The following is a 20,359-nucleotide window of genomic DNA, read 5'->3' as shown; positions in this document are numbered from 1 at the left end:
TCGCATGGCGCAGCGTCAAATCCAGCCCGCACAAATCATCGCATGGTCAATGTGGCGAAGGGCGCATCAGGCCCCGGCAAGTCAGGCTCATATCAAACTGAAAACGCAACTGTAATGCTAGTAGATGGCGAAGTGGAGTTTTGCCAATCGAAGCCGAAGCCGCCGTAGAAGAGCAAAACCGGGACAGGTCCAGATGTATTGCGAGACGGCGCTCGAAACCGGCCATTCTTGCCTGTCGCGGCATCCTTCCCTGATCCGCGCCTCTCCAACTTGCCCCTCCCTCTGCCTTACACCACGCCACGTAGCAGCATTTCCCCTCCCAGCAGGGCGAGCATCATCAGGAACCAGCGCCGGAAGGTCGCGGGGCTGATGGCGCGGCGCAGGATCTGTCCCGCCCACATGCCGATCAGCGCCGGAAGGACGACCAGCACGGAAAGTGCAAGCTGGTCGGCTTGCCATGCCTGACGGGAGGCCAGACCAAGAGCCAGGGCGATGGTCGAGGTCGTGAAGGACATGCCGAGTGCCTGGACCAGGTCGTCCTTTTCCAGGCCAAGTGCCTGCAGGTAAGGAACGGCGGGAATGACGAAGACGCCGGTTGCCCCTGCGATCGCTCCGGTGATCAGGCCGATCACGGGCGACAGCCAGCCTTCGCTGGTTTGTGGCACCCGAAACGGCGGTGCGAACAGCGTATAAAGCGCATAGGCGACCAGGGTGGCGCCAAGAACCGTCGTCGTCGCCCCGCCATTCCCGCCCGTCAGCAAAGGGGCGCTCACCAGTGTGCCCGCCATGCTGGCCGCCAGCATCGGCCAGAGCCGCCGGGCCAATACGCCGATGCGGGGACCGGCCAGAAGCTGCCAGAGATTGGTGACCATCGACGGGACGATCAGCAGGCTCGCGGCCGTCAGCGGTGACAGCAGCGCGCCAAGAACACCCATGGCGAGTGTGGGCAGGCCCATGCCGGTCACGCCCTTGACGATGCCGGCGGCCAGGAAGGTGAAGGCGATCAGCGGAACGGTCAAATCTGTCATGGGTCCTGCATAGCGCGGGGGCAGCACCCGGCAATGCGGATCTGCCGCAGTCAGGCTTCGGCTGTTCCGAAGGCTGGTTCCACGCTATGCTGCGCATATGCGCTTCGATCTGACCGACCTTCGCCTGTTCCTTGCCGTGGCCGATGCGGGCAGCATCACCCGTGGCGCCGCCGATGCCGGGCTGTCGTTGCCCGCCGCCAGCGAGCGACTGCGCGACATGGAACTGTCCGGCGGTGTCAGGCTGCTGGACCGCGGGCGGCGCGGCGTGACACTGACCGAGGCGGGTGAGGCCCTGGCCCATCATGCGCGGCTGATTACCCGCCAGATGGCCATGATGCGCGGGGAACTCGGCGAATACGCCACCGGCCTGCGCTCGACCGTGCGGCTCCTGGTAAACACGGCCGCCATGACGGAACTGCTGCCGCAGCGGCTGGCAGGCTGGATGGGTGCCAATCCGCGCATCGACCTGGACCTGAAGGAACGCCAGAGCACCGAGATCGCCCGCAGCGTGGCGGCGGGCTTTGCCGATATCGGCATCCTGTCGGAGGCGGCGGCGCGGGACGGGCTGGTGCTGCACCCCTTTGCCGAGGACCGGCTGGTCGTCGTCACCGCGCAGGATGATGCGCTGGCGGGGGCGCGGCAGGTCCGCCTGGCCGACCTCGCCGGGCGCTATTTCATCGGGCTGTCCGGCAGCGCGCTGCAGGATCACATCGCGGCGCAAGCCGCGGCGTTGGGGATGCGGTTGCGCTATCGCGTCACGCTGCGCAGCTTTGAGGCGATCTGCCGGATGGCCGGCGCGGGCGCGGGCATCGGCATCGTTCCCCAGGCCGCCGCCCGGCGCATGGCGCGGTCGTCGGGCATCGCGACCGTCCGGCTGGCCGAAGGGTGGGCGCTGCGGCGGCTGTCGGTTTGCATCAAGGCTGGCACTGAACTCTCCGCTCCGGCGCACAGCCTGTTTCGGCATCTCTGCGCAGCGTGACTCGTTCCGGCCAGGGATTTCGCCCCTCCCGCAGCCAGATCAGCGTCTCGCGCCAGAAGCCCTGGGCGTGGCTGTCGTGGAACAGGTTGAAATGGCCGATCGCCTGCCGCCCGTAATCGGCGGGATGCAGCAGCGCGACCAGGCGCTTCGCACCGGTATAATAGCCAAGCGTGCGGCGGATCGCAGGCAGGGTCCCCAGCTCGTCATCGGCAACCGCGACAGCCAGGATATCCGCGCCGACCGCCGCCATGCGTCGGGTGACATCACCCCTTTCGGCGGCCGGATGGGACAATTCAAAACGCGCGCGGCGGAAGGCCCATTCATAGGCGACACCGGCCGGCAGATCCTCCAGCCAGCCCAACCGACGCCCCGGAAAGTAACGGCACAGCGCCGTCAGCGCCGGCATGGCGAGATGCCATTTCAACAGCAGTGCCACGCGTTGCCGAGGCGCGTAATCCCCCCACCATGCGTATTGCGCGCCGACCGTCAGCATCCGGTCAATGCGCTCCGCCCCCCGCGCGAGGCCGGGAAGGAAGCCGCCGATGCTGTGGCCCACGACGATCAGGGGCCCGCCATCCCGCTCGGCCATGAACGCCAGCGCAGCCGCGAAATCCCGCTCGCCCCAGTCCCGCCAGCGATAGCCGCAGCCCCGCAAATCCGCCGGGCGCGAAAGACCAATGCCGCGATAGTCCCAGGTCAGGACCTCGAACTCGTGACCGGCCAGAAATGCCGCATAACGATGATAATACCGGGCGAGCACCCCCGTGGCCGGGTTGATGATGACGCGGCCTGCCGGCTTGCCCCGACCGGGCCAGAGGTGAGCGTGCAGCCCGACGCCATCCTCGCAATGCAGCAGGACGGGGCGGCTTGGCCGGGTTTCATGATCGATGACGCGATGTTCCATGCCTGCCACACTAGCAGCCGGGCGGATTGAGTATATTCACTGGCCGGTATACATTCGGGCATGGACAAGCCATCGCCCCCCACCCGCGACCGCATCCTCGAGGCAGCCGGAAAGCTGTTCTATGCCGAGGGCTTCCGCGCCATCAGCATGGACGGCATCGCCGAGGCGGCGGGCGTGACCAAGCGCACGCTCTATTACCATTTCCGCAGCAAGGACGACCTGACCGCCGCCTGGCTGGAGATGCGGGACCAGCCCAACCTGGCGGCTTTCCAGCATTGGTTCGCGAGGGCCGAGGGCGATGTGGCCGACAGGATTCGCGCGATCTTCGACAACCTGGCCCGATCCGCGCGCCGCCGCACATGGAAGGGCTGCGGCTTCCTGAGGGCCTCGGTCGAACTGGTCAACCTGCCGGGCCATCCGGCCATCGTTGCGGCCCGAGCCCATAAGAAACGGGTCGAGAACTGGCTATGTTCTGTGCTGCGGGATGCGGGGCTTGAGGTGGGCGCGGAAACGCTTGCCCGCCAGATCATCCTGCTGCTGGACGGCGCCTTCGCCGTTGTCCTGCTGCACCGCGATTCGGAGTATTTCGAGATTGCCGGTCAGGCCGCCGCAACGCTGATCCGCAAGGGCAGAAGCATCCAGAGCACAAGCGCCGCCTAGCGGGGCTAACTCATCATCAATACTGCCCAGGCGACCCTTCAGGTAATGTAATACTGTCACTCTTTGGTCAAACTGATCCGCTATGGAGCCGGCGTAGCCTACCGACACCCGGGGCTGAGCCACGCGCCAGGAGCAATATATGACCGAGCAACATTCCTCCCGCCATGTTTTCCGCACCAGCCAGTTGGAGGAGGCGGACGGCCCGGGCCACAACCCAACCCACAACCGCACCATGGGTGAGATCATCGCCGCCCGCTTTTCCCGCCGTGGCTTCCTGAAGGGCTCGATGGCCGCGACCGCCATCTCGGCCACCGTCAGCCCCTTCGCCCTGCTGGCCGCCGACGAGGCCAAGGCGCAAGGCGCGGCGGAAGGCTCGGCCTTCGATTTCCCCGAGGTGACGGCCGGTGTCGATGCCGACCATCATGTGGCCCAGGGCTATGACGCGGATGTCCTGCTGCGCTGGGGCGACAAGGTCTTTGCCGATGCGCCAGAGTTCGATCCTAAGAACCAGTCCGAGGCCGCGCAGGAACGCCAGTTCGGCTATAACAACGACTTCGTCGGCTTCATCCCGCTGGAGGGGGCGGCCGATCACGGCCTGCTGGTTGTCAACCACGAATATACCAATGAACATCTGATGTTCCCCGGTATCGTCACCCTCAAGGATGGCGAGATCTCGGTTGCCGATGCCACCGAGGATCGGGTCAATATCGAGATGGCAGCCCATGGCGGCACCATTATCGAGATCCGCCGCGTGGACGGCAAATGGCAGCCAGTACTGGAGGGCGCGCTGAACCGCCGTATCACCGCCAAGACGCCGATGCAGATCAGCGGCCCCGCTGCCGGCCATCCGCGCCTGCGAACCGTTGCTGACCCGACCGGCACCAAGGTGCTTGGGACGATCAACAACTGCGCCGGCGGGGTCACACCCTGGGGCACCTACATCATGGCCGAAGAGAACATCCACGGCTATTTCATGGGCGCTCTGCCCGCAGGTCACCCCGAGGCCCGGAACTATGAGCGCATGGGCATCCCCGAGGACAGCTATGCCTGGGGCAAGTTCCACGACCGCTTCGACATCGGCAAGGAACCGAACGAGCCCAACCGCTTCGGCTGGATCGTCGAAGTCGATGTGATGGACCCGAACTCGACCCCGAAGAAGCGCACCGCGCTTGGCCGCTTCAAGCACGAGGGCGCGGCGAGCGCGCTGGCCAAGGACGGCCGCGTCGTCTTCTATCTCGGCGACGACGAGCGTTTCGACTATGTCTACAAGTTCGTGACGGCCGGTCGCTACAACCCAGACGACCGCGCCGCGAACCTGGACCTGCTGGACGAGGGCACGCTTTACGTCGCGCGCTTCGACGAGGATGGCAGCTTGGCCTGGCTGCCGCTGGTGCATGGGCAGGGGCCGCTGACCGCCGAGAACGGCTTCGAGAGCCAGGCCGATGTGCTGATCGAGACCCGCCGTGCCGCCGACCTGCTGGGCGCGACCCCGATGGACCGGCCCGAGGATATCGAGCCCAATGCCGAGACCGGCCGGGCCTATGTCATGCTGACCAACAACACCAAGCGCGAAGAGGCGAACGCCGCCAACCCGCGCGTGGAGAACGCCTTCGGCCATATCATCGAGATTCTCGAAGACGGCGGCGATCTGGCGGCGACCAAGGGCAGCTGGGAGATCCTGCTGCAATGCGGCGATCCTTCGGTGGCCGAGGTCGGCGCGACCTTCTCGACCGCGACGACCGCGAATGGCTGGTTCGGCATGCCCGACAATTGCGCCATCGACAGCGACGGGCGGCTCTGGGTCTCGACCGACGGCAACTCGCCTTCGGATACCGGGCGGACGGATGGTCTTTGGGCGGTGGATGTCGAGGGCACGGCGCGCGGCACCTCGCGGCTGTTCTATCGCGTGCCGGTGGGGGCCGAGATGTGCGGTCCCTGTCCGACGCCGGACCTGACCACCTTCTTCGTGGCGGTGCAGCATCCCGGTGACGGCGGCGAGGATTGGGAGGGCCACGGCCGCCCGTCCTATTACGAGGACCTGTCGACCCGCTGGCCGGATTTCCGCGACGACATGCCGGTGCGCCCGGCGGTTGTCACCATCACCAAACAGGGCGGCGGCCGGATCGGTTAACCGAGGCCGGAGAGCAAAGGGGGCGGTTCGCCGCCCCCTTTTCCTGTCATGCCTGCGTCAGTGCGTGACGCCGCTGCCGCCGGTCACGGCGATGTTGTAGGGCTTGCCTTCGACCGGCACGGTGCCGCGTTCCGACAGGTCCTCGGCCGAGATGCGGCGTTGCGGTCGTGTCGCGATTTCTTCGATGGTGATGGCGACGCCACTTCGGCGATAGCCGGCAGGATTACGAGATCATCCTGCTGCGCTCCAAGACGCATTTCCGCGATTTCTACGAACCTTTGGCCGAGCAAGGCCGAACACCTGGATGCGCATCAGGCGAGTATGTTCGTTGTCGAGGCTGGCTGAGCTCCCGCGCCGAGCGATCAGGGCGGCAAGCCGCTGCGATCGGCCGGCGCTCTTCTGTCGTGAGACTGCGATAGTTCTAGGGTTCGCCTCCTCAGGCCGGTCTTTTCCACGTCGGATGCGTGCGTACTTCCTTGGTCCGCCTTCGCCGCTAGCACGGTCTGACACCACGCGTAGCTGACAACCACGCGAGTTCCGAGACGTCCTTGGTGCCTTCCCCACCGGCGTGACGGTCATGACAACGCAGCACGAGGATCGGTTGGCAGGGGTCACCGTCAGTTCCTTCAACACGCTTTCGCTCGATCCGCCGCTGGTCCTGTGGAGTCGTTATGCTCAGGCCGCTCGCAGCGTGCGCGGTCTTTCGTGCCGCCGGCAGATTTGTGGTAAATATCCTTTCAGGACATGCGAAAGGCGGGGGCGATCCAACTTCTGACCGGTCCGTGACCCCGCCTTCGTCCCGTTCCCCGCCGCCTCCGGCATGTGTGAGGTGCCGGAGCGCGGCCTGATATCGCACAGGGCCGGGGGCGATCTTAAGCAGGATCTGCATCAGCCGCTTGATCCGCGCGTCGGCATCGAGGCTGCGGGCCTTCAGGGCCGCATTCTCGTCCTCCAGCGCCTTCAGCCTGGCGGCTTCGGCCGCCATGGCGCCGTACCTGGCCTTGAGCAGGTAGAAAGTCGTCGGGCTGGGACCATGCCTGCGGCACATCTCGCCGTCGCCATGCCCGCCTCCTGCTCCTTGATCAGCCGGATTATCTGCGCCTCGGTCAGCCAGAAAAGATTGCTCATCCGTCAGTCTCCTTGCGGTAGCATTCCTCTACATCGGCTGGGGTCTCGCGGGGGGCGGCCGCCGCACAAACCCAACCGGCCCCGCGGCGGGGGGGCCGCGGAGGGTCAAACAGTGTGCAATCCGCAGAGGCGGATTTTCAAAGTGCTGATATCGTTGAAGAATTAGTTCTGGTTGCGGGGGCGGCATCATCCGATAACCAATACATAGTTCTCATGTCGTTTGACGCCTAGGCATTTTCACTGCAGCGGAAATAGAAAAATTCAGCTATGAAATTGCATTTGCCCTCGCCCAGATCGTGATGCCGTCACTTCAACCAGTCCCAAAGCCGCGCCGAAGTTGAACTGGACGAGGTCTCCGGCGGAGCCGAGCAACGCGAAGAGTGCCGATACTGACCTGCTTCGCGAGATGATCGGCTTTGCTGCCGAGCGGCTGATGGAACTGGAGGTCGGCACCAGGACCGGCGCTGATTACGGCGAAAGGTCTGCCGAGCGGCTGGCGCAACGCAATGGCTACCGCGGCCGGGACTGGGAGACCCGGGCTGGCAGCGTCGAGCTACGGATCCACCGTCTGCGCACCGGTCCTACTTCCCATCATCGCGCAAGTTCGCCGAGCGCTTCAAGGAACGGGCCGGCGTGATGCCGAACATGGTCCACGCCGGGACCTATTCCGCCGTGACCCAGTACCTGAAGGCCATCGAGGCCGCCGGCACGGATGAAACCGAGGCCGTCGCCGCCAAGCGCTGCCGCCATCATTCCGCCCGCAAGATCCCAAGCCCGGAAGCCCGATACCGCCGGTGCCAGTCGCGCGAAACGACGCCCTGCGCGCATCACAAGGCTGTCGGGCGAACGATCTGGCGACGATGGAGCGGCTATCATCGCCGAAGCCGCGCTGAGACCAAGATGCACTGCGTCAAACTCTTGGGGCAGCGCCTGTCCGCCAGGGACTTCGACCGTCAGGTCGCCGAGTTCCAGGTCCGTGTCGCCGTGCTCAATGGCTTCACCGCGCTCGGCATCCCAGTCACGGAAGCCGTGGGATGAGGCTGTCTCGGGAAAGGGCTACTCCGACCCTCAGCCGATTTGTGCAACAGAGTCGGACTGGGTCAGCGAAGATAACCTTGTCCGTGCGCGTCGATCTCTTCGTCAATGACCTGCTCTCCTTGCTCTCATGGGCGATGCCTCGCGGCCCTTGGGTTGATGTGGCTCTCAGCCTGCAAGCGTCTCATGTCTGGCATCCATCGTCTACGGACCGATTTGGTGGATCAGGTTGATCATGAGTCTGTGTTCGCTCTGATCGGCCATGATCCACTGCGTGGACCGCTGCAGGGCCGCTATCGCTGGCGTGGTACGGCGCACCAGCTTGTGCTGGCGGTCCTCGTTGACGTGGTTTTTGTAGCCGTAGTGGGTTTTCCCGTGCTTCTTGGTCCAGCGGGCATCGACGTCCTATCTGCCCGGCTTCGTCGCGGGCTTTTCGGCCGACATCATCGGCTTTCAGCGCGGCTTCGGCCATCCCATGCGGATCGGCTATGCCAACAGCGCCCGGTTCTGGGAACCGTGCTTCTGGGGGATCAACGACGCCCGCCGCGCGCGATGTAGCCTTGCCGCGCCAGATAGCCGTCGAACTGCTGAACAGCGCCTCGACCATGCCCGCCTGGCCGCCACGCGATAAAGCCAGACGATTTCTACATCGCGCATTTCGGCTTCGCCGCAGGGCCGACCTTCGGCTGGGAGGTCGGTCAGGGTCCGGTCGCGGACCTGCTCATGGGTCTCGCACAGGTTGCGGGCGCCGAGAACCGCTTCTTGTTCTCACCACCGTCGTCCATCGGCTTGCGCAAACCGCCCGCGACTTGCAGGGCCGGACGTTCGCGAACAACTCGAACTTCACCCGCAACTCGCCCGAGGGCCCGTTGGCATCTTCGGCCAAGGATCGCATCCTGACTGCGGCATTCCGTCGCTTCGCGGCACATTCCTATCATGAAACCCATCTGCGCGATATCTCTTGCGACAGATTTCCCGGCTGTATATCGCGGTGTTATGTGTTCGAAGGGCAAAGTTGTTCCAGGTTTCATTGCTCCGTGGGAAGCCCCTCCTGCAGAGTGGTGCGCTATAGCTCTGACGGTAGTAACAGAATGCGCGCCTTGCTCGATACATTAAGTGATAAGGCGAAAAACATCGTTATTCTGCGCCCCTCGCGCCGGCTTGGGATTCGACGGCGGCAGCATCGGTCCCCGACGCCTTCGTCCCTTACATCGGGGTGAAATCCGTATCCGGGCGCAGGCGTCGGCAATATTCGCAGACAAGATCGATGGTGGCCTGGATATCGGCGAGCGATACCACCTCGGATGGGGTGTGCATATAGCGCAGCGGCATAATCGACGCAGCACGCGCGGCACTCCCCGGCAGGGCACGCAGACCGGTCGCCCGGAAGACCGGCACCTGCCTGCGGACCCGCCAGAGCAGGGATACGCCCTTGCCCATATAGGACGAGGTGAGAAAGCCCGGCAGGCAAGGCAGCGAAGGCCGCCTTCGCGGCCATCGCCGCCGACCTCTGCGGCGAAATCGCCGATGATCGAGAAGGTCGCAACCACGTCCAGCGGTTCCGCCTGCGCAGCCGCGACGGATGAAAACGCAATGGCCGAGCAGGCAGCGATGCGGAAGAGCCAGTCTTTCATGGGATATCCTTTCATGGCGTCAGGCCGTACGCTGTTCCAAACGGGAACCTCGCCGACTGGGGGGCACGACCAATATCGCGATATGGTGCCGGCCATGAAAGCAAACCTCAGCAACCTCACACGACAACTAACAAACCTTCCACGACCACCTCCAAGGGACATCGGAAGAGCATCGATGCTCGGCTGTCGTCCTGCAATGCAACGCCGACTAGGGGAGATGGCCACGACCCTTGCTGATGCGCAGCCAGCGCAGCGATTTGACAAGCCCCTGGCGCAGCGACAAGCTCGAGTTGCTGGCCGCTTATCAGGCCGAGGCAGCAACCTCGGCCGACCTGCGGGACGCCTATCTGGCCGAGCATGAGCGGGCCCAAGGCCTGGCGCGCAAGCTGGCGCGGTTCAATCCGCTAACCTGGCTGCCGTTTCCAAGGCGGTGTCCTGACCGATGCGCTGGCTGCCCGCGACGTGTTGCGGCTGCGACAAGGCGCCTATCGGGACCTTGCCGAAGAGGCCACGCTGACATGGCTGGTTGGCACGCGAAGCGAGGTGCGCTGGCAGAGCCAATCGGTGCCGGCCGACCCGCAAGACCGCGGATGCCTGGCGAAGGATTGCTGTGATCAGGAATTCCCCGATTCAAGAGCGAACTGGCATACGAGAACTTATTGACTGACGGGTTTGAGCCGGTATCCGGCGATGGAAGCGAATACATCCCCACCGGCTGGTGATAGTCCGGAACCTGCAACAGCGCCAGGGGCGGCGTGCCCAGATCGCTCATGCACCGCTCTTGGCAGGAGCAAGTGAAAGTGACACCTTACACCGCGCATTGATCCGGTTGCAAGCGGGTGGAACGGGCGCTCCGCGCCGAGCGGAATGATCATGGCCAATCGCCGTGCGGCGGAAACGGTGCGCGAAAACCGCCGCAAGGCCGCGCCCGACAACCCCTTCCTTTCCGGAACCGTGGCGAGGACAGGGGCGCGGACCGCTCGCCACGTCTGTCGGCCTTCAATCTCGCAGCTCGTTGCGGCCTTCAAGCGAGCCAGATCGACCCGCGACGTCGACGCGTCCTGCTCCATACAGCGGCCGGGCAGACCCGCGCTGAACGGGATCGGCAGGCGATGGCGCTGAAGCATCTGCTCTCGGCGCTGCAGACCCCGGCGCCGGCGATGGCCATGGCCAGCCTCGATGCGCTGCCCGGCATGCCTGGCCGGCCGAAACCGGCACGGCGCTGGCCCGCGAGGCGCTGGACGGGCGCGCGCACCGCCGCTGGGCCGCTGCCGCCGAGGCCGCCGCTGGCCGAGATCACCGGGCGATCGCCCGTCAACGCCCCACCGATGGCGAGGCATTCGCCGTCGGCTCGACCCTTTGCCGCGCTGCTGCCGGACTGCGAGCTGCGCCAAGGCCTGCAGACGCGGCAGAGCCGCCGCGTGAGTTGCTGGAACAGGCGGCCGACTGGGCGCTGCGCCTGCGCTATGACGACCCCGGCCCCTCTGAACACGCCGCCTTTCGCGACTGGCTGGCGCGGGGGCATCCGCGAGGGCGAGCCGCCCTGGCGCCCCGCTCGTATCCTGATGGTGCTGGGCGTCAGCGACGGCCGCTATCCGCGCCGACCTGCTGGAATGGGGATGATCTCGTTCGGAACGCGAGGTCATCGCCCGCACCGGTTGCGGCTGGACGGACGCTCGGAGCGGCTGGCGCGCGATCAAGCGCTGTTCCGGCGCCAGATCGCCGGCCGTCGCAGCGGCTGGTGCCGATCGCCCGCGGCAGGGGCTGGACGGGTCGGCACTGATGCCCGGCCCGGCGCTGGCGCTGATCGCGCGCTGCATCGCCGATCCCGCCGCCCCCGGCCAGCCGGCAAGAGCCCGAGAGCCTGTCCGCTACCTGCGCCACGACCCCGCCGTTCATCACCTCTGCGCACCGGGCGCCGGCAGATGAACGCTGCGCCCACCCTGCCGGCAGGGTAGGCGGGCGCGAAGCTTGTAGTCCATTTTTTATGTACCAGGAATGTCTCATCGGCACCCCGCCGACGGGAAACGCTGCTGCTGAGCCGTCTTACCCGGCTTCGGAGCATGCCGTCGCCGGCCCCATCCGATCCAGTCACAGGAGGGTCTCGCACCGCCGGCGGCTGCCCTGCTGCCAGGAAAAAGCGTTGTGCCTGCGAGAGGATTGCAAAACGCACAAGTGAGACGCCGAGCGCACTCCCGCCATCATCGCCGAGGCCATCCGCGCAAGGCGCCCGGCCCTGGCGCGCTGAGGGCGGTCGGCGGGACAGCCGACGCGCAACGAACCATGCCGCCTACAACGGGCGCGAGCGCTCGCGACCAAGCTGCCGAGGTGTCGCCGACGAGGTCGGCAGGCAGCGGCGAATGGCACGGTGTCGAGCTGCCGTCTTGGCCGACAGCGAGCTGCGTCTGCGGGCGGCGACCTGCTGATCGTGAACAAGATCGACCTGCCAGCGCATGACCGATGCAAGCCGGTCGGATCGCCAGCCGAGTTTATCGCCAGCTGCCAGTCCCGCACCGGGAATTGGATACGCCGACATAGCGGACCTTGCCGGCGCGAACGAGCGTATCGAGCGTCGAAAGAACTTCCTCAACTGGCGTTCCCGCATCGAAGGCGTGGAGTTGCAGCAGGTCGATGTAGTCGGATCAGCGCTCGACATCTCGGCTCACGGCTGGATAGCTCATGGATCATCTCAGCCGACTTTGATCCTGATGACGTGCTCTGCGCGGTGACGACATTTCTTCAGCAAGAAAGATCTCACACTCCTTAATCCAAATCCCTTGCGGCTAACTCAAGATAAGGATCCGATACACGCTACACGCTATTTTATTTCTCTCGCGCTTGCTGCTTCCATCCTGCTAGCGCCGGCTCCGGTGGACCTTGGCGTCAAGAACGACCTTCCGACTGGGCGAACGGGGGTGGCGCTGCCCGGCACGCGGCACGGACCTAGCCGGGGGCCGGCTGGATCGCTGGCTGAACCTGCTGTTCAACCTGGTGCAGCAGACGGCCGCTGCCGCCTGGCATCGACGAGCCATGTGGCCAGCCACGGGCTGGGGCTGCGGCTGCTGGGCGGAACCCTTTGCGCTGGCAGCTGCGCTCTGTCCGAGCAACCTGTCGGATCCGGAGCGCGACGTCGAGGACCGGCAGCATCGCGCGCTGCCCGGACACGGCGGACATCATCGCGCCAGGTGCGCTTCGGCTCCGGTTCCACCACCATCAAGACCTCGGCCGAGGATGCGTTCGCGACCGGCTGTTCGGCGTGATCGACCTGTGCGCAGCCTGGGCGACCGGGCCACGTCAAGGCCAGCAGCTGAACTGGCCCGTCGGCCGCAGCCTTTCGCAGCTGGACCGCGCGGCGCCCGATTGGGACCATCCTGCGCGACGCGGTCAGGCGATGCTGCGCGCCTTCCCCTCGGGCTGCACCGATCGGTTCGCGCCGGCGACGAAGATCTCGACCAGCGGCCTGGGACATGCGCCGTGCGCTGAACTGGGATGCGCTGGCATGTGACTGGCCGTTCTGGCATCAGCTGCCGGCTGCTGGAACCAGGATGCCCCGATCTCGCAGAATGCGCTGGGGCGCATGGTGGCGATGGATGCGGCCACAACCAAAGGCGTCATCCGGCGCGCTGGCCGATATCTGCGATCATGCCTCGGTCCTGATCCGGGGCGCATCCGGTGATCAGCCGATCGCCTCGGCCAAGCGCGCGGCCGGGGTGCTCGACTTTGCCGACATGATCGTCGATGCCGAACGCTTGCTGCGCACCCGCCCCGAGGTGCTGGATGCCGTGCTGGCCGAAATCGACTGCGTGATCGTGGACGAGTTCCAGGACACCAATCCGGTGCAATTCGCACTGCTTTGGCGGCTGGCACAGCCGCTGACCCGGCAAATCCAGCTGCTGGAACGCGACATCGGCGTCGAATTGTTCGACCGCAGCGGCCGAGCAATCCGGCTGACCGAGGCGGGGCGGCGCTTCTTACCCGAAGCGAGGACTAGGCGCCGGGCCGCAACTGGCGCAGCGACCCCCGCATATCGTTACCGAAACCATTCCCGAACTTGCGGGCCGGGCTATCCCGCCTGGACCCCGACAACGCCGCTGTAACCGGCCAGACGCCGGCTGTCGAGGTTCTGCGCTGCATAGCGTTCCGAAGGCGCGCGGCGGCAAGGCCAAGCCCTGGGACATGCCGCAGCCCAACCGCGACGAGCTGGCCAGGGCCCGAAGCATCGTCGACCGTCATCCCGGAAGTCCGGCGATGCGGCATGGCCGTGTGGCGGGCTCTGCCGCTGCATGCGCGGCGGCGCGCCACGCGACAGCCCTGCGGCAGCTGGGTGGCCGGTGCGGATCGCCGAGGGTGGCTGGCAGCAATCGCCGTGCAGGCGGCGCTGGCCGAGCGCGCGCGTTCGATCCGGGCGTCTGCATTCCGGGCTGGCGCTGCTGACGCTGGGCCCGCCGGCGCAGCCGCTGGAACAGGCGCTGAGCTGCTGCTGGCCGGCGAACTGGCGCGGCATCCGCTGCTGGCGGCCCTGGCGGCTTTGCGCGATCTGGCGCGCGCCGCGCCGCTGGATCTGGTCATGGATCGGGTGATCCAGACCGCCGCCCTGCGCGATTGGGCCGAGGGCCAGCCGGCGCCCGCCCAGTCCCGCGCCGTCCTGTTGCGGCTGAACCGAGGTCACGGCATTTCCCCACACGCTGGCAGCAGGTCTACGGCACGGGATCGATCTTCATGCACGACCCGGTGCTCACCTGGATCACCAGCACACCCGAAGGCATGATCCGTTGGTCTGCGATCCGCCATCCCGATCCGGGCAGGTCTACAAATCGGCCGTGCGCCTGGACAACGGCGACCGCAAGCTGGTGTTCGAGACTGACACCAAGGTCCAGAATGGCGTCGACATCCGCCCGGCCCGGCACCATGCGCGGGGACTGTCCCGATTTCGACGACCTGGCCGAGGTGCTGCCCGCGCCGGGCGCACCTGCTGCCCGAGACTCCGGTGCCAGAAGCAGGTCAAGATCGGCTCGCCCGACCCTCGAACAGCGCGCGGATGGGGTCCGCCCCCCGCGTCGCAACCTCGGGTGACGCTGGCCTGGCCGGAATATTCATGCCGCGGACGGCTCCGAGCCCCCGGCCACCTCGCCGCGCAGTCCCAGCGGACGCCGAGATCGGCGAGGTGATCCTGTCGGTGCAGGACCTGTCGCTGCCCGGAGTGTTCCACGGCATCACTTTCGATCTGCGCCGCGGCGAGTATCTTGGGACTGGCCGGGCTGGTGGGTTCGGGCCGCCAGCCGCAGCGTCGGCCATGACCGGGCGGGCTGGCGGCGTGCCCTCGGCGCTGATCACGGCCGCCGGCCTCATGCACCCTTCGCCACGTCACCGGCCTGCCGCGTTGGCGGTTGGCAGCGGTTTCGCCAGCGCAGCGGATCGCGGCACGGCGCTGCATCTGGCGATGCGCGCCGCTCTGGTCGCGCCGGGCAATCAGGATGCCGTCGCTGCCGCCACTGGGCTGACGCCGGACAGGTCGCCGCCGCGACCGCCCAGGCCGAGGCGCTGCGCGACTGGCTGCAGGCCGGGCGCCGATCGGCGCACACCGACTCGCCGCTCCATCTGTTGAGGATGAAGGGCCGCTGGGACGCCTTCACCCGCTTCCTCGACGACGGTCGTATCTGCCTCACGAACAGCGCGATGGCTCCAGACCCGAATGCCCGCTTTGCGCTCTATTGGCCACAGCTTGCCGCTTATGCGAGGCAGGCCACGAGGCAGGCGCCATCTGATGGTCAGGAATGGGCTTCATCCACAGGGCCGACCGCAACAGATGCAGGATTATGAGGCGACACGCGGCAGCTTCAGTTGGAAGGTTCCTGAGCGGTTCAACTTCGCCACAGATGTCGTTGACCGGTTCGCCCGCATCGAGACTGGCTGCCAGATCACGGGCTATATGCCGACGTGCCATTCGCATGCGTCGGGCCACCGTTTCTGGAGTCGATGGTGATGGTTTTGCCTGCGGCGGCCCCGGCCGCAGAAGCATGCATTGGAATGCGTCTCGTAGCCCTTAGCGTCTCCAGCCATGTTGAATGACATCGGGGGAAACGGCGATACTCGACACGGCAGCATGATACGGACCGTCACACGCGTCCGCCTCCAGCCAGCCCTCGATGATCGGGATGAAAGGATCAAGCTGAACCGCCCCGGGTTTACCGGAGAGTTTGTGGTTCACTGATTAGGCTCTTCGCGCCAGGTGTCGAAAAGCGTCGCTCAGCAGCGCTGAAAGCGGAACCCCTCGGGCCGGCCCTGGCCTTCGAACCACGCGCAACACGAGCAGCCGCGCAGCCGAGAACATTTCAGCTGCTGCGCAATTTTCGTAGATAGCCACCTGGCGATTTTATCTCGTTGAACCGTTCCAGCAGGAAGGCGATCACTACCGCAGCTTGCTCAGCACCTGCCAATAGCCGTTTTGGCGTCCTCCCCAGCAGACGCCGAGGATGCACCTGCTGCAGTCCGGCGTCGACATCACCGTGATCGCCCTGTGGTTGGGGCATGAGAGCCCCGCCACAACGCATCTGTACCTCGAGGTCGATCTCTCAATGAAGGAGCGCACTCTGAACCGGCTGCAATCGGTCGGACGGCGCCGGCCGGCATCGGCCTCCCGGATCGCAGCGGGTGCAACTCCGCGACCGCCCGGTCAGCCCTCTGCAAGATCCTCCAGCGTCGCGACGTAGCCGTTCGCCCGGCCTCGAGCCGCCAGCGCGAGGCGCCTACGCGACCGGCTTCCAGCCGCGGCAGCGCGCGCAGCAGAACGTCGCGCATCCGTTCGGCCGCGCTGGCGCTGGATGCCCGCGACCGACCCTGTCGGACAGCAAGACGCTGCTCCCGTCCAGCCGATCAAAGGCGCAGCGACCTTGAAGTTCGGGTGGGGCATCAGTCATGCCCCGTCCTCTCGCCCGCGGCAACCATGGCCAAGCGGACAAATCCATCTGCAGCGTCGGCTCGCGAATCGGGCCTGATCTCTTCGATCTGTCGGGCGACTCCGACCAGATTATCGCCGGCCTTTGCCGACCGCGCGACAACTGGGCTTCATTCTCGAAGGACAGGGCGGGCCACGCCGGGCGTCGCGGCCCAGCGGATCGCAGCCAGGTCCATGCAGATCGTGGTCCAGGAGCAGCAGCACCCGACCCGCCCGAACCGGCGCCACCCCGGACGGCGGCTGCCAGGCGGGCAGAGGCTCCAGCATGGCCGCTCGGCCCGCTGGCGCGGCGCAGGCGCGGCGGGCTCGGGCAGTTCTTCGCGCCTGATGTGCTGGCCGGTCCTGGCAGCGCGAGGGCAGGTCGAGCTGTCGCTGGAGGCCGACCCCGAGGACTGGCTGGAGGATCCCCCGCCGAGGGTCTCTTGCGCGAGCTGCGCCGCGAATGGCGCGCGGCACGATCATGGCCAGCCCCATCTCGGCCGCCAGATGCCGCGCAAAGGCAGATTTCGCCGGTTCCCGGCAGGCCCGAGAGGCAGAGCGACACCTGCCGGTCGCTGCCGCGCAGCCGCCGGGTCAGCGCCGCGAGGTCGACATCGGCCGCGCTCGCGCCGCGTCGAAATCGCCGCGCGGCCTGCGGCCGCGGCGGCCGCCCTTCGACCAGCCGGCGCGAGGAACCGAGCGATGTTCGAGCGCAGGCATGCCGCCCCTGGCCAGCGCGGCGCTGCGCAGCGCGTGACCAGCACCGCCGGGCGCCGGGTTCTGCACCGCCAGCCGGTCTATGCAGGCCGGCAGGTCCAGCACCAGCCCCGCCGCCAAGCGCATCAGGTCTCCAGGCTTTCGGGCCGCATCTCGATGGAAAAGCCCGGCGCCGCGGGCGGCATGTAGGCGGCGTCGACGATCACGCAGGGGTCCAGATGATCGTGCAGATGATCGACATATTCGATCACCCGGCCCTCGCAGCGCGAGTTCCCATTTCATATGCGGGTCGATCACGGTCAGCGGCTCGTCGAACAGGATCGCGTTCACGTCCTCGCGCACGAGGTCTCGCCAGCCGCAAGTGGTACAGGCGCTCGCGGCCAGTCTCGCCCATGATCGGGCTGACCTGGATCAGCGACGGCGGGTTCGAGATCTCGACCCAGACCATGCTGAACTTCAACACCGAGAACCCCGACACCGACTATACCAGCGGCATCGAATGGAAGCAGGAATTCGCCGTAGGCCAGCATGTCGGCCACTGGACCATCGGCGCGGGCGGATATGTCTATAGCAGCTCGGGACGACGAGCTGGCCTTGCCGATCGTGCTCGACGTGCTCAGGGCGGTCCTTACCTCGGCCCCATCATTACTTACCAGGCTCTTCCAGCGGATTATCAGGCTTTCCTACCTATTATTGGGATCTCGGGGTCTGGTTCTGGATCTCGATACCGCTTGGCAGCATCGCGTTCGCCCGGAGGCCTTCGGGTCGATCTGAGCGCGGGTACGCGTGATCCGCACGGCTCGACTATAGATCATGGGATAAGGCGTTGAATGCTGCATTGCCGCAACCTCTATCGGCTGTCGTTCGTACGGGCGGCGCAGGCCCAGTCTGGTTCGCCTCGGACCTGCAATCCGAGGTGATCCACCGCCGCGCCGCCGAGGCCGTCATCGGGGCATGCCGGCCGTCAACTTCGACCTGATGTTCCAGGCCATGCTCAAGGCGGTCGGCAAGGCAAAGGAACAACTGGCCAGCGACGCAGGCGTCACCAAGGAAAAGCCCGGCATGGCCGCAACCGTGCGCCCCGGCCTGCCCGCCGCGGAAAGGCCCCGCGGAATCTGGCGCTTCAAGTTTCCTGGCTCTGATTCACGACTCACCCTCTCCCCTTAGCAAGTCTCCTCGGTGGGCCCACAAACTGCGTTTGCGCTCAGCACCGAATCCTTGCGAGGGAGATGCTCTCCCTTCGAACCCCCCACCCCCCCCCACCCCCGATTCCGTCTTGTCCCTGGCGTTCACCCGACGCGCCGCGCTTCCGATCTCACCGATCTCCGCGCGTCAAAATAAGAGTTGGTATTTACACGTATCTGTCAATCTTGGGGATGGAAGGAGAGCTTCCATGCCCGATGACACATCCCGTCCCGGAACCACCAAGGTCAGCCGCGCCAGCCCGAAGTTCGGCGTGCGCATGCCGCCCGAAACCCGCACTCTGCTGAACCGGAAGGCCAACGGCGATTGAGACGACGACCCTTGATCCGACTCTGCTGACGGCGGCGGAAAGGCTGCAATACGAGGGCTTTCGGCACCGCCAGCAGACCAATCAGATGGTGCGGAAGATGGCGAGGGATCTGCACCAGCTCAAGCGCATGCCTCCTGCTGGGCATGGTTATGCCGATGCGGCCTCTTCTGGCCGCCGAGGTGGCCGCGATCCGGCGCTCGAGTTGCGAGCGATGTCGACCCCAAGGCCGAGCGGGGAACTGCGGTGCTGATCAACATCCTCGACCAGCTACACCGGCGCCGCGCCGGGCGAGATCAACCAGTCGTCCCCAGCTGCCATCGAGGATGAGCTGAACGGTGTCGAGGGGCTCGCCTATTACGAATCCGTCTCGGACAGTTCCGGCGCCATGTCGATCACCGCGCCGATCCCGATCTCGGGCCATGCCGGCTGATTAGCCAGACCTGCGCCGCCCGCCGTTTCAACACCGCTATGCCTCGGGCGTCACGCCTTCGACCGGCACGACATCGATAGTCGAGCGTTGCGCGGCGTAGCCCTGCGTGGCCTGCGCCGACAGGACGACCTGATCCAGAACCACCTCGCCGTCCTGTGCCAAGGCAAGGCCCGGCAGGGCAAGGCCCAGGATGCTGGTTAATAGCAGGTGCCGACGGGCGGTCGTCTTGTGCGTTTCAGATCGGCGCGCCGGATGGACAGCCAGGGTCGGCTGAAAGCCATCAACCCCAGCCGGTCGGCTCGATCGGCTTCGTCGGGCTGGTCGTCCCTCATGCCATGCGCTTTCTGGTGGGGCCGGCCCGCCGGCGCCGGTCCCGGCCATCGCCCCTGGCGGGGGCGGGGTCGGTGATCGCGGCCCGGCGCCGCTACGCCGGCTGTCCCATTTACGGCATCGGCTGGAGCGAACTGGACATGGCCGTTGGCATGGAGATCGAGCGCGGCCGCATTGCCAGCCGTGACGACGTTCTGGCCTGGCTTGAGGCTCAGGGCCACCGGATCAAGCGCAAGGGCAAGAATTACATCTCGGTCGAATGCCTGCGGCCCCGCGAACGCGGCGGCCCCCGAAACGCGCCCAACTGCTATGCCAAGGCGATCCGGCTGTGCGGAGATCTGTTCGACGAGCGCTTCACCTCGCCCGCCTGGTTGGACGAATGCGGCTGGAACGATGGCGGCCTGCCACCCCAACGGCGCGACATGCGCGGCGCGGCAGCGACGCTGGACCGGCTGCGCGCATTGCGGGCGGCGCATCATCGCGAACGGCTTGGCTGGCCGGAGGAAGCGCCGGATCCCGAACCCGACGCGGAGGATGAGATCGAAGGGACGACCTGCGCCTGGTCGCCTCCCCTTCCTACGCTAGGTCGCCAACCAGACACCCGCACGAAACCCCGGCGCCCCACTTTGGCGATCAGCTCCCGCAGGGTCGCGGCTTCCATCGAGCGGTTCTTCGACGCGGATCTGTTACACGGCGGACTTGCGGGCGATGATGCGGGACATCCGGCGGCCCACAGCCAGCATGCCGTGACACCATCCGCCGGATGATCGCACAGGCGCCGCTCGAGCGGTGGTCCGGCATCTCGGTCCGCGGCGACGCAGCCTTCCTGCGCGATGCGGCGCGGCTGGCCTTCGCCGCCGGGATCGAGATCGCCGGGCGCATGGCATTTGGACACGATCGGTCGGCGAGGTGAAGCTGCGCGCGCCGGCATTCTCC

General features: G+C 66.3%; 23 protein-coding genes and 6 pseudogenes. 17 read left to right on the top strand and 12 right to left on the bottom strand.

The annotated features are described in order from the left end of the window. Positions 1–287 precede the first annotated feature (287 nt). On the bottom strand, positions 288–1,028 hold the full coding sequence (locus tag DPM13_RS09730; RefSeq protein WP_112887933.1) for a sulfite exporter TauE/SafE family protein: 741 nt from the start codon (positions 1,026–1,028) through the stop codon (positions 288–290). A 97-nt stretch (positions 1,029–1,125) separates the two neighbouring features. Between DPM13_RS09730 and DPM13_RS09725 the strand changes: the two genes are divergently transcribed. Then, positions 1,126–2,007, top strand: a complete 882-nt coding sequence (locus DPM13_RS09725) for a LysR family transcriptional regulator (RefSeq protein ID WP_112887932.1) — start codon at positions 1,126–1,128, stop codon at positions 2,005–2,007. On the opposite strand, the gene DPM13_RS09720 is transcribed toward DPM13_RS09725, so the two are convergent. After that, on the bottom strand, positions 1,943–2,911 hold the full coding sequence (locus tag DPM13_RS09720; protein ID WP_112887931.1) for an alpha/beta hydrolase family protein: 969 nt from the start codon (positions 2,909–2,911) through the stop codon (positions 1,943–1,945). The two genes, DPM13_RS09725 and DPM13_RS09720, sit on opposite strands and share 65 nt — an antisense overlap. 60 nt (positions 2,912–2,971) lie before the next feature. Here DPM13_RS09720 and DPM13_RS09715 point away from each other — a divergent pair, with 60 nt between their 5' ends. From DPM13_RS09715 to DPM13_RS09705, 3 genes are all read left to right on the top strand, one after another. Then, complete coding sequence (locus DPM13_RS09715; RefSeq protein WP_112887930.1) at positions 2,972–3,571, top strand: TetR/AcrR family transcriptional regulator; 600 nt, start codon at positions 2,972–2,974, stop codon at positions 3,569–3,571. A 139-nt stretch (positions 3,572–3,710) separates the two neighbouring features. Then, the gene (locus DPM13_RS09710; RefSeq protein WP_112887929.1) at positions 3,711–5,702 is read left to right on the top strand and encodes a PhoX family protein; all 1,992 of its coding nucleotides are present in this window, start codon (positions 3,711–3,713) and stop codon (positions 5,700–5,702) included. Between the two features lie 577 nt (positions 5,703–6,279). Further along, entirely contained in the window at positions 6,280–6,477 is a 198-nt protein-coding gene (locus tag DPM13_RS09705; RefSeq protein ID WP_262983340.1) for a flavin reductase family protein, read from the top strand. Between the two features lie 153 nt (positions 6,478–6,630). Here DPM13_RS09705 and DPM13_RS09700 read toward each other — a convergent pair. After that, positions 6,631–6,830: pseudogene (locus tag DPM13_RS09700) on the bottom strand (transposase); the annotation flags it as partial. A gap of 337 nt (positions 6,831–7,167) precedes the next feature. Between DPM13_RS09700 and DPM13_RS09695 the strand changes: the two are divergent. From DPM13_RS09695 to DPM13_RS09685, 3 pseudogenes are all read left to right on the top strand, one after another. Next, positions 7,168–7,424 (top strand): annotated as a pseudogene (locus DPM13_RS09695) (transposase); the annotation flags it as partial. After that, positions 7,425–7,568, top strand: a pseudogene (locus DPM13_RS09690) (ABC transporter substrate-binding protein); the annotation flags it as partial. Position 7,569: 1 nt separating this feature from the next. Further along, a pseudogene (locus DPM13_RS09685) lies at positions 7,570–7,868 on the top strand (IS5/IS1182 family transposase); the annotation flags it as partial. 291 nt (positions 7,869–8,159) lie between these two features. Here DPM13_RS09685 and DPM13_RS22990 read toward each other — a convergent pair. The 3 genes and pseudogenes from DPM13_RS22990 to DPM13_RS20790 all read right to left on the bottom strand — a co-directional run. Then, a pseudogene (locus DPM13_RS22990) lies at positions 8,160–8,306 on the bottom strand (IS5/IS1182 family transposase); the annotation flags it as partial. A 93-nt stretch (positions 8,307–8,399) separates the two neighbouring features. Beyond that, positions 8,400–8,510: pseudogene (locus DPM13_RS26935) on the bottom strand (IS5/IS1182 family transposase); the annotation flags it as partial. Positions 8,511–9,071: 561 nt separating this feature from the next. Continuing rightward, complete coding sequence (locus DPM13_RS20790; protein WP_189654910.1) at positions 9,072–9,305, bottom strand: hypothetical protein; 234 nt, start codon at positions 9,303–9,305, stop codon at positions 9,072–9,074. Positions 9,306–9,961: 656 nt separating this feature from the next. Here DPM13_RS20790 and DPM13_RS26930 point away from each other — a divergent pair. Further along, complete coding sequence (locus tag DPM13_RS26930; protein ID WP_397246220.1) at positions 9,962–10,162, top strand: hypothetical protein; 201 nt, start codon at positions 9,962–9,964, stop codon at positions 10,160–10,162. Between the two features lie 763 nt (positions 10,163–10,925). Next, a complete protein-coding gene (locus DPM13_RS26925) occupies positions 10,926–11,282 on the top strand; it encodes a FecR/PupR family sigma factor regulator (protein ID WP_189654909.1) in 357 nt (118 codons plus the stop codon). Between the two features lie 706 nt (positions 11,283–11,988). Here the strand turns inward: DPM13_RS26925 and DPM13_RS09655 are convergent. Next, positions 11,989–12,123 carry an aldo/keto reductase gene (locus tag DPM13_RS09655; RefSeq protein WP_397246336.1) on the bottom strand — a complete coding sequence of 45 codons (135 nt, stop codon included), beginning with the start codon at positions 12,121–12,123 and terminating at the stop codon, positions 11,989–11,991. Positions 12,124–12,755: 632 nt separating this feature from the next. Here DPM13_RS09655 and DPM13_RS09645 point away from each other — a divergent pair. From DPM13_RS09645 to DPM13_RS09630, 3 genes are all read left to right on the top strand, one after another. Beyond that, positions 12,756–13,004: a hypothetical protein gene (locus DPM13_RS09645; RefSeq protein ID WP_112887925.1), complete on the top strand. Its 249-nt coding sequence runs from the start codon at positions 12,756–12,758 to the stop codon at positions 13,002–13,004. Between the two features lie 85 nt (positions 13,005–13,089). Next, positions 13,090–13,596: a UvrD-helicase domain-containing protein gene (locus DPM13_RS09635; protein ID WP_112887924.1), complete on the top strand. Its 507-nt coding sequence runs from the start codon at positions 13,090–13,092 to the stop codon at positions 13,594–13,596. 234 nt (positions 13,597–13,830) lie between these two features. Then, positions 13,831–14,079 carry a hypothetical protein gene (locus tag DPM13_RS09630; protein ID WP_145963356.1) on the top strand — a complete coding sequence of 83 codons (249 nt, stop codon included), beginning with the start codon at positions 13,831–13,833 and terminating at the stop codon, positions 14,077–14,079. 117 nt (positions 14,080–14,196) lie between these two features. Here DPM13_RS09630 and DPM13_RS09625 read toward each other — a convergent pair whose 3' ends face one another. Next, a complete protein-coding gene (locus DPM13_RS09625) occupies positions 14,197–14,409 on the bottom strand; it encodes a hypothetical protein (protein WP_112887922.1) in 213 nt (70 codons plus the stop codon). 254 nt (positions 14,410–14,663) lie between these two features. On the opposite strand from DPM13_RS09625, the gene DPM13_RS20780 reads away from it, so the two are divergent. Beyond that, positions 14,664–15,104, top strand: a complete 441-nt coding sequence (locus DPM13_RS20780; RefSeq protein WP_189655000.1) for a hypothetical protein — start codon at positions 14,664–14,666, stop codon at positions 15,102–15,104. 727 nt (positions 15,105–15,831) lie between these two features. Here the strand turns inward: DPM13_RS20780 and repC are convergent. From repC to DPM13_RS25060, 3 genes are all read right to left on the bottom strand, one after another. Then, the gene (repC, locus tag DPM13_RS09620; RefSeq protein WP_223252489.1) at positions 15,832–16,029 is read right to left on the bottom strand and encodes a replication initiation protein RepC; all 198 of its coding nucleotides are present in this window, start codon (positions 16,027–16,029) and stop codon (positions 15,832–15,834) included. Positions 16,030–17,027: 998 nt separating this feature from the next. Continuing rightward, the gene (locus DPM13_RS19765; RefSeq protein ID WP_145963355.1) at positions 17,028–17,276 is read right to left on the bottom strand and encodes a hypothetical protein; all 249 of its coding nucleotides are present in this window, start codon (positions 17,274–17,276) and stop codon (positions 17,028–17,030) included. Continuing rightward, entirely contained in the window at positions 17,276–17,401 is a 126-nt protein-coding gene (locus tag DPM13_RS25060) for a hypothetical protein (protein ID WP_262983296.1), read from the bottom strand. The genes DPM13_RS19765 and DPM13_RS25060 overlap by 1 nt, the downstream gene beginning before the upstream one ends. 141 nt (positions 17,402–17,542) lie before the next feature. Here DPM13_RS25060 and DPM13_RS09605 point away from each other — a divergent pair, with 141 nt between their 5' ends. Both DPM13_RS09605 and DPM13_RS09600 read left to right on the top strand, forming a co-directional pair. Beyond that, entirely contained in the window at positions 17,543–17,980 is a 438-nt protein-coding gene (locus DPM13_RS09605) for a transporter (RefSeq protein WP_112887919.1), read from the top strand. Between the two features lie 124 nt (positions 17,981–18,104). Next, a complete protein-coding gene (locus DPM13_RS09600; protein WP_112887918.1) occupies positions 18,105–18,317 on the top strand; it encodes a hypothetical protein in 213 nt (70 codons plus the stop codon). Positions 18,318–19,129: 812 nt separating this feature from the next. Here DPM13_RS09600 and DPM13_RS25055 read toward each other — a convergent pair. Continuing rightward, on the bottom strand, positions 19,130–19,255 hold the full coding sequence (locus DPM13_RS25055; protein WP_262983295.1) for a hypothetical protein: 126 nt from the start codon (positions 19,253–19,255) through the stop codon (positions 19,130–19,132). 173 nt (positions 19,256–19,428) lie between these two features. Here DPM13_RS25055 and DPM13_RS22985 point away from each other — a divergent pair, with 173 nt between their 5' ends. Continuing rightward, the gene (locus DPM13_RS22985; RefSeq protein WP_262983294.1) at positions 19,429–20,190 is read left to right on the top strand and encodes a hypothetical protein; all 762 of its coding nucleotides are present in this window, start codon (positions 19,429–19,431) and stop codon (positions 20,188–20,190) included. Next, on the top strand, positions 20,187–20,336 hold the full coding sequence (locus DPM13_RS20775; protein WP_189654908.1) for a hypothetical protein: 150 nt from the start codon (positions 20,187–20,189) through the stop codon (positions 20,334–20,336). The genes DPM13_RS22985 and DPM13_RS20775 overlap by 4 nt, the downstream gene beginning before the upstream one ends. Positions 20,337–20,359 lie beyond the last annotated feature (23 nt).

The sequence above is a fragment of the Paracoccus mutanolyticus genome (assembly GCF_003285265.1).
GTDB classification, from domain to species: Bacteria; Pseudomonadota; Alphaproteobacteria; order Rhodobacterales; family Rhodobacteraceae; genus Paracoccus; species Paracoccus yeei.
Note: the sequence above shows the minus strand (reverse complement) of the source record. Positions and strands in the feature narration are given on the sequence as shown.